We start from the raw sequence: 7337 nt of genomic DNA on the forward strand, positions 1-7337 counted from the left end.
TGTTCGGGATTTGCTCTATTTATTTTTGACGCAAATGCGTCGTCACAGATGTTTCCATCTGTTCGGGATTTGCTCTAGAGTGTCGTTTCGGCCATATCCATGATGATGTCCCATTGCGGTGCGGTAACAGGTGTGACCGATAGGCGTGCTTGCCGGACTAGTGCCATATCCCGAAGCCGTTCATCGGCTTTGATGCTGGCAAGTGTTACCGGCTTGGTGACGCTTTTGACTGCCTTGACCGTGACCATGCCAAAACGGCCTGACGCGTCGGTAGGGTCAGGATGATAAAGCGCACAGATTTCAACAATACCCACAATTTGCTTTTCATTTACCGAATGATAAAAAAAGGCCAGATCACCAATCTGCATCGCTTTCATATTGTTTGACGCCTGATAATTGCGAACACCATCCCAGCCTTCGCCCGTGTCACCGCGATCAAGCTGGTTTTGCCACGACCATGATGATGGTTCGGATTTTAAGAGCCAATATTGCATTGCTATCGTCTCCTTGCAGGTCTTTAAGTCCATCTGATTCGGCACTTATATTATTCGGTGCCGGGGCGCCGTGCGAGCAAAGATTTGACGGCGTCATCTAAATTCTGTCCGTGGTTCAGCACCATGTCAATCGCGTTGGTGATCGGCAGATCAACCTTTTTGTGACGCCCCATTAACGCCAATGCGGCAACGGTGCGACTGCCCTCGGCAAGCTTGTCCGGCACAGCATCACCAGCGCCAAGAGCAAGGCCAAAAGCCATATTACGCGAATGCGGCCCGGCACAGCTTAGCGCCAGATCACCAACGCCACCAAGCCCGAAAATGGTTTCGGCATCGCCGCCTATGGCATGATTCAGGCGCGAGATTTCGGCCAATCCACGGGTTATGATCGCCGCCTTGGCATTATCGCCAAGCCCCAGCCCCACGGCGCATCCGGCGGCAATAGCAACGACATTTTTCATCGCCCCCGCCAGCGCTAGCCCATCTGGATCATTATGGGTATAAACGCGGATATTGCTGTGCTGAAAGGCGGTTTGAATCATCTCCAGAACAGCGGCTGATGTTGCGGCGGCGACAAGGGCGGCAGGCAGGCCAGCCAAAACCTCATCGGCAAAGCTGGGCCCCGAAAAGACCGCGATCGGATGATCAGGTAACGCCTGTTGTGCGGCATGAGTCAGGAGTTGAGCGCCCTGGCCATTATGGCTTGTGATTCCCTTGGCGCATAAAATGACCGGTACACCAGTTGTTGCATGCGTGGCAATGGTGTCAAAGGCGGCTGGATTGGCGACAACCGGCACCACAACAAAAATCATACTGGCCGTTTGCAGGCATGTCGGCGCAAGGCTGGCCGTCATTGACGGCATCTGCGCGGCATCAGGCAATTGCACACATCGACCAGCGGCAAGCGCATCGACAGTTGCCTGACGGCGCACCAAAAGCTCAACATGCTGGCCTGTGCGGATTAAGGCACTGGCAATGGCGCACCCCCAGCTACCGCCCCCAATGATCACCGGATTCATAGTCATTGACGCACCCCACGGCCTGGCGGTGGGCTGGCGTCAGGATCAAGCGGCCAGCGGGGGCGGGGGTCAAAATCCAGTTGGTCTGGCCGGTCATGACGTTCAAGTGCTGCCCAAGCGATCATCGCGGCATTGTCAGTACATAATTTTGCCGGCGGCACAACAATCTGAAATCCAGCCGCATCAGCTTCGGTGTGAAGCCGGGCAAAAATTGCCTTATTTGCAGCAACGCCGCCAGCAATGACAAGGGTGTTGGTGGTGTTAGTGGTTTCGGTGTTGATTTGGGTGGCGAAAATCTGCATCGCGCGTTTGGTTCTATCGGCAAGGCAATCGGCAATGGCAGCTTGCAAACTGGCCGCCAGATCGTGGATTGGCGCCGTCTGGACACCGCCTAATTGTGCCAGTTTTGTAGCCAAAGCGGTTTTCAGTCCGGAAAAGGAAAAATGACAATTATCTGCGCCGCGTAATGGGCGTGGCAGGCGAATCGATTTGGCATCACCTGAAGCGGCGGCGGCTTCAATGGCAGGGCCGCCCGGATAGCCAAGCCCCATGATTTTGGCGCATTTGTCAAAAGCCTCGCCAGCGGCATCATCCATCGTGGTGCCCATGCGATGATATGTGCCAGGCGCAGTGACCGCCAGAAGCTGGGTATGTCCGCCAGACACCAGTAATAAAAGATAGGGAAAGTCGATGTCACTGCATAAGCGGCCACTAAGCGCATGGCCTTCAAGATGATTGACAGCATAATAGGGGATGGATCTAGCGGCGGCGATCGCTTTGGCCGCAACCGTCCCAACAATAACCCCGCCTATAAGACCAGGCCCAGCAGTGGCAGCAATGCCGTCAATATCATCAAATGTCATATCAGCATCGGTAAGTGCCGCGGCAATAACATCGTCAATCATATCTAGATGTGCCCGGGCAGCTACCTCTGGAACAACGCCGCCATGTTTGGCATGAGTTTCGATTTGTGATGCAATTTTATTGGCATGGATTGATTTGTCAGCACTGACAATGGCGGCAGCGGTTTCGTCACAACTGCTTTCTATGCCCAGGATGGTAAAATCTTTTGCCATTACGTCTTTCGCCATTAGGGGGGTGATCTTTCCAGATTTTCAGGCCGCATTATCGGCGTTGACAGTATGGTATCATGGTGCAAGCGGTTGATACTAGATTTTTTGGCGCTTTTTTGGGCTATGCAAGCGGGCGTTGGCGCATTAGATATGGCGGTGATGAAACCTGACGCTAGTTATTTTTCTGCCACCCCCCTTGTGCTTGCCAGTCGTGCGTCAACGCTTGCGATGGCGCAGGCCGAACTTGTGCGGGTTGCCCTGAAACCGGTTGTAAGCCGGATTGAGCCGTTTACCACCAAGGGTGATCGTATTCTTGATCGTCCGCTTGTCGAGGTAGGCGGTAAAGGTGTTTTCATCAAAGAGCTAGAACGTAGTCTGCTGGACGGAGAAAGCGATGCGGCGGTGCATTCCATGAAAGATATGGAAAGTGATTTTGCCGCTGGTACAATGATCGGGGCAGTTTTGCCACGTGAAGACCGCCGTGATGCGCTGCTTGGTGGCTATGCGGATCTTGATGCGCTGCCTGACGGTGCTATCGTGGGCACATCTTCAGTGCGGCGTCGGGCTTTGCTATTGCATCATCGCCCGGATCTGCGCATTACGCTTTTACGCGGTAATATCAATAAACGTATCGCCAAGCTTAATCAGGGTGATTACGACGCGATCATTTTGGCGGTTGCAGGGCTGAAGCGTCTGAAATTGACGCTTGATTATACCCCGCTTGACGAACAGATCATGCCAACGGCGGCGGCGCAAGGCGCATTAGCCGTGCAGCTATGTGACCCAAGCCTAGCAAAAGGTGAAAAGGCAACACGCCAGCAGGCGGTGTTCGATGCGGTAGCCCCATTAGCATGTATCAATAGCACGATCGAGGTTACAGCCGAGCGCGCGATGCTGGCGTATCTTGACGGGTCCTGTCACACACCCATTGCCGCCAGCGCCCGCTTTGTTGATGATAAGACACTGCGTCTGGATGGTATGGTGCTTAGCACCGATGGTAGCGCCGCCTTTCGGTGCACAATGACAGCTAGCAAGGATGAGGCGGTGACGCTTGGCATCAATGTTGGCGTGGCGTTGCTTGATGAGGCAGGTGGGCGCGGCTTTCTGGCCTAAGCGCAAACAGCTATTTTAAAACACCGGATAATAAAGCTCAGCATCAATATGCAAAATGCGCTATGTTCACAAATATAGCCCTGTCGATTATTCAAGCTGGATCAAGCAAAGTGATGCGATGGCACATAAAAAGCACCATCTGACATTATCCACCCGCCCTCTTGCCGATGCGATGCGTGATGTGGCGTCACTGCAAAGACGCGCGGTGGCGGCCATGGCTATGCCGGTGATGACATTGGTGCCATATACGCATTATGACCTGCCCGACGCCACAGCTATTTCAGCGTTGATTTTTACCAGCCGTAATGCTGTTACCTGTTTTACCGAAACACTGAGACTCGAAACACCAAGATTGGCTTCTTGGTTAGATAAGCCGGTCTTTGTCGTCGGCACGGCGACGGGCATAGCAGCACGGCTGGCGGGATTCAAGGATGTCACGGTTGGCCATGGCGGCGGTTCGGGGCTGGTGCCGAAAATCCTAGCAGCACATCTGGCTGGCGGTCTGGCTGTTTTGTGGCCATCAGCCGCGCAAAAAAGTTTTGATATGCAGGCGGCGCTAGCGGTGCATGATATCAGCGTCATTGATATGCCGGTTTATGACATGGTTCCTGTTGAAATTGTCGATCCGGCAGTTGCACAGCATCTGGAAAATAGGGGTATGGTTTCGGTCATTCTTATGTCAGCCCGCACCGCAGCCTTGTTTGTCGAATTGCTTAAAGCGGGAAATCTGTGGCAACATAGAAGCAGAATAAGCGTCATCGCGGGTAGCGCGGCGATTGCTGATGCGGCCGGGTCAGGCTGGGAACATATATGGGTCAGTAAAAGACCGTCTCGTAGCCGCATTCTGGCGATCGCGACATTAGTGGATCGTCGGGCGGTAGATCGTCGGGCGGCAAATCGTCAGGCCAACCAGAGGCGGCAGGGAATAGATAAGGGCAGGGCAGGATGACGTTAAAAGCAAAAAAACCGTCTGCTGATACGATTGAGGGTGATGCGGTCGAAAAACCATCGGCGGCCTCATCGTCTGATCGTGAACCAACCATGTCAGCAAAAAATACTGTAGGGATATCTTTGGGGGTGTCTGCTGGCATTATCACGGCAGTGGCATCGGCTGTTATCAGCCTCGCGGTGGCGTCATATAGCCTTTATCAAAGTCAGGATCAGACGGCTTTGGGACAACAGGAAGCCACGCGTGCGCAGGTCGATGCCTTGAACATGCGGCTGACAGCGTTGGAAGGTTTGGTTGATGATAATAAGCAGGCCTATGATGATGCCCGGCGTGATCTGGACGCAAAGATCACCGAACAGGTAGCGGCCTTGCCAACAGGTGTGGTTGTAAGTGACGAAGCGGCAAAGCGTCTGGTGGAACTGGCAACGCGTCTTAGCACGCTTGAAGATAATTTGGCGACACTGGCCGAGCTGGCAAATGGCAGGGACGTATCAGCATCGATTGAGGATGCCACAGATTCGACAATAGACCCGAAAACAGACCTGACAACAGACCTGAAAATCGACGCTGATTCGGCCAAGCTGTTATCGCGTGACGTGTCGCAACCCATAGAAGCGGCGCAACCAGCTGCTATATTGTCACAAGCGGCACTGGTGGCAGTTAGTGGATTGCTGGCTGACAATATGGCTGGCCGGCCAGTAAGCCAGTGGCATGATATTTTGCAGGCACTTGTGATAAAAGGCGGTCTCGATTTTGATGTGGATAGCCTTTCTGACATATTGGCGCGCAACCCTCCAAGCCGTGCTGACTTGCTACATAATGCAGATATGGTGATTGCCGCCATGGCTGATACATTGCATAGCAAGGACAAGGATGACTCCTTGCTAGGACAGGCAGGTGCCAAGCTTGGCAAGCTGGTTAATCTGCGCGCGACTGACCTTGCGGCTGATAGCCCGGCAGGTCAGCTTGCGGCCTTTGAAGCTGCGGTAACAACGAATGATTTTGATGCTGCCTTGAAGGTGGCACAAGCATGGCAAGGGCGTGATGTGCCGACTTTGACCGAATGGCAGAGGGTGGCGAAGGCGCGCTATGCTCTTGATGCGGCGATAACACAGCTTGTGGCCGCGGTGCTGGCAGATATGGCCGAGGCCGGGTAATGCTCATACGGCTTGCGGTTTTATTTCTGTTCATTCTGGCAGCGGCAGCATCGGCAAGTTGGCTGGCCGCGCAACCAGGATATGTGCAGGTCGAGTGGCTGGGATGGCGGCTTGAAATGCGCACCAGTCTTGCGGTGGCGTTGGTCATTATATTTGCGCTGGGTATGGTATTTTTTGACCGGCTTTACCGGCTGATAAAATCACTGCCAGGCTGGCTTGGCAGTTCGGTACAGAAGCGCCGCGATGTGGCTGGTCATAAAGCGCTGACATTGGGTTTGATGGCGGTCTCGGCAGGTGAACCCGCCGAAGCCAAGCGCCAAGCCGCACGCGCGCGCCGGTTGTTGGATGCCCCGCAACTGACCAACCTGCTGGCGGCACAGGCCGCGGCCTTGGCTGGCGATCATCAGGCTGCGCGACGATATTTCACCAGCCTGATTGCCGAAGATGACAGCGCGTTTCTGGGGCATATAGGCATGATGCGGCTGGCGCTCGACGATGATGCGCCTGATGCCGCGCTGGCGTCAGCCCGCAAGGCGTTGGCATTGCGACCCAAATCGACATTGGCTGCTGCGCATATTGTTCAACTTGAAGCGGCAAAACATAATTGGCAGGCCGCCTTGCCAGCACTTGATGTGCTTGCCAGCCAGCGGCGATCCGGGCAATCGGGATCGAATGAAGGCGGCGATAATATTCAGTCACAACGCACCACTTTGTTATATATGGATGCGTGTGAACATGCCCAGAATGCCGATCGTCAGGGCGCGCAAAAACTGCTGATACGGATCATCAAGGATGCGCCCGGGTTTGTGCCAGCGGTGCTTATGCTCAGCGACATATATCTTGAAACAGGCGCTAACCGGAAAGCGGTTAAAATGCTGGAAAAGGCTTTTGGCGTCACCCCGCATGCCGAGATCGCCAACCGGCTGAAGCTAGCATGGCAGGTAAATGATGGTGGATTCATCGCCAAGCTGATGACGCTGATTCCAGCTGATGCGAATATAGCTGATGCGGCGCGGTGCATTATCGCCAATAAGGCGCTTGATGTGGGGCTTGATGGTGAAGCCGCTGGCCAGATCACCGCGATACCCGAAAACCGCCGTGATGCCGATGCGTGGCAGGTGGCGGCACGTATTGCACAGGCCAATGGTCATCAGGATGATGCCAATGCGGCCCTTGTTGCGGCCAGCAAAGCCCCACGCCCGCAAGGCTGGCAATGTGGTGCCTGCAAAAGCCTGCATGATGACTGGCAAAGCCATTGCCCCGATTGTGACAGCTTTGCCCAGCTTGTCTGGCAGCGGCCAGACCGGCTAACGCCGTTATTTGATGAGCCTGTCTGACGCCGCCTTATTAACCAGGATTAGCCAGATTATCTGGCCTAAACAGTTGGATTGTCAAAATTGGTAAAGCAAATTATACCAAATATGGCACCTAGCGCTATAGATCAGCCCGATTAGTTAAGTGGTATAACAGTTGATTCGTAATCATCAATCGCCAGTTCGATTCTGGCATCGGGCACCATGACCTCACCTACA

7 protein-coding genes and 1 tRNA gene are annotated in these 7337 nt (G+C 54.1%); 5 read left to right on the forward strand and 3 right to left on the reverse strand.

The annotated features are described in order from the left end of the window. Positions 1-74: 74 nt before the first annotated feature. Genes ACTF7Q_RS09665 through tsaD form a run of 3 tightly spaced genes read right to left on the reverse strand, consistent with a single transcriptional unit; the run spans position 75 to position 2589 of the window. Positions 75-494, reverse strand: coding sequence for an EVE domain-containing protein (locus ACTF7Q_RS09665; protein ID WP_438997630.1), 420 nt, complete (start codon positions 492-494; stop codon positions 75-77). A 50-nt stretch (positions 495-544) separates the two neighbouring features. Beyond that, positions 545-1519: an NAD(P)H-dependent glycerol-3-phosphate dehydrogenase gene (locus ACTF7Q_RS09670; RefSeq protein WP_438997631.1), complete on the reverse strand. Its 975-nt coding sequence runs from the start codon at positions 1517-1519 to the stop codon at positions 545-547. Further along, positions 1516-2589, reverse strand: a complete 1074-nt coding sequence (tsaD, locus tag ACTF7Q_RS09675) for a tRNA (adenosine(37)-N6)-threonylcarbamoyltransferase complex transferase subunit TsaD (RefSeq protein WP_438997632.1) — start codon at positions 2587-2589, stop codon at positions 1516-1518. The genes ACTF7Q_RS09670 and tsaD overlap by 4 nt, the downstream gene beginning before the upstream one ends. An 87-nt stretch (positions 2590-2676) precedes the next feature. Here tsaD and hemC point away from each other — a divergent pair, with 87 nt between their 5' ends. From hemC to ACTF7Q_RS09700, 5 genes are all read left to right on the forward strand, one after another. Then, positions 2677-3699 carry a hydroxymethylbilane synthase gene (gene hemC / locus ACTF7Q_RS09680; RefSeq protein WP_438997633.1) on the forward strand — a complete coding sequence of 341 codons (1023 nt, stop codon included), beginning with the start codon at positions 2677-2679 and terminating at the stop codon, positions 3697-3699. A 55-nt stretch (positions 3700-3754) separates the two neighbouring features. Then, positions 3755-4648 carry a uroporphyrinogen-III synthase gene (locus tag ACTF7Q_RS09685; protein WP_438997634.1) on the forward strand — a complete coding sequence of 298 codons (894 nt, stop codon included), beginning with the start codon at positions 3755-3757 and terminating at the stop codon, positions 4646-4648. Next, complete coding sequence (locus tag ACTF7Q_RS09690) at positions 4645-5805, forward strand: hypothetical protein (protein WP_438997635.1); 1161 nt, start codon at positions 4645-4647, stop codon at positions 5803-5805. Before ACTF7Q_RS09685 ends, ACTF7Q_RS09690 begins: the two co-directional genes overlap by 4 nt. Continuing rightward, the gene (locus tag ACTF7Q_RS09695; RefSeq protein ID WP_438997636.1) at positions 5805-7142 is read left to right on the forward strand and encodes a heme biosynthesis protein HemY; all 1338 of its coding nucleotides are present in this window, start codon (positions 5805-5807) and stop codon (positions 7140-7142) included. Before ACTF7Q_RS09690 ends, ACTF7Q_RS09695 begins: the two co-directional genes overlap by 1 nt. 107 nt (positions 7143-7249) lie before the next feature. Continuing rightward, positions 7250-7323, forward strand: a tRNA-Thr gene (locus ACTF7Q_RS09700). The last annotated feature ends 14 nt before the right edge of the window (positions 7324-7337 follow it).

This window comes from Puniceispirillum sp. (SeqCode) (assembly GCF_965657105.1).
Lineage (GTDB): Bacteria > Pseudomonadota > Alphaproteobacteria > Puniceispirillales > Puniceispirillaceae > Puniceispirillum.

Coding starts and splice junctions, on each gene's coding strand:
- ACTF7Q_RS09685 (WP_438997634.1), top strand. CDS start 3,755: ATGCGCTATGTTCACAAATATAGCCCTGTCGATTATTCAAGCTGGATC.
- ACTF7Q_RS09665 (WP_438997630.1), bottom strand. CDS start 494: ATGCAATATTGGCTCTTAAAATCCGAACCATCATCATGGTCGTGGCAA.
- ACTF7Q_RS09690 (WP_438997635.1), top strand. CDS start 4,645: ATGACGTTAAAAGCAAAAAAACCGTCTGCTGATACGATTGAGGGTGAT.
- tsaD (WP_438997632.1), bottom strand. CDS start 2,589: ATGGCAAAAGATTTTACCATCCTGGGCATAGAAAGCAGTTGTGACGAA.
- ACTF7Q_RS09670 (WP_438997631.1), bottom strand. CDS start 1,519: ATGACTATGAATCCGGTGATCATTGGGGGCGGTAGCTGGGGGTGCGCC.
- ACTF7Q_RS09695 (WP_438997636.1), top strand. CDS start 5,805: ATGCTCATACGGCTTGCGGTTTTATTTCTGTTCATTCTGGCAGCGGCA.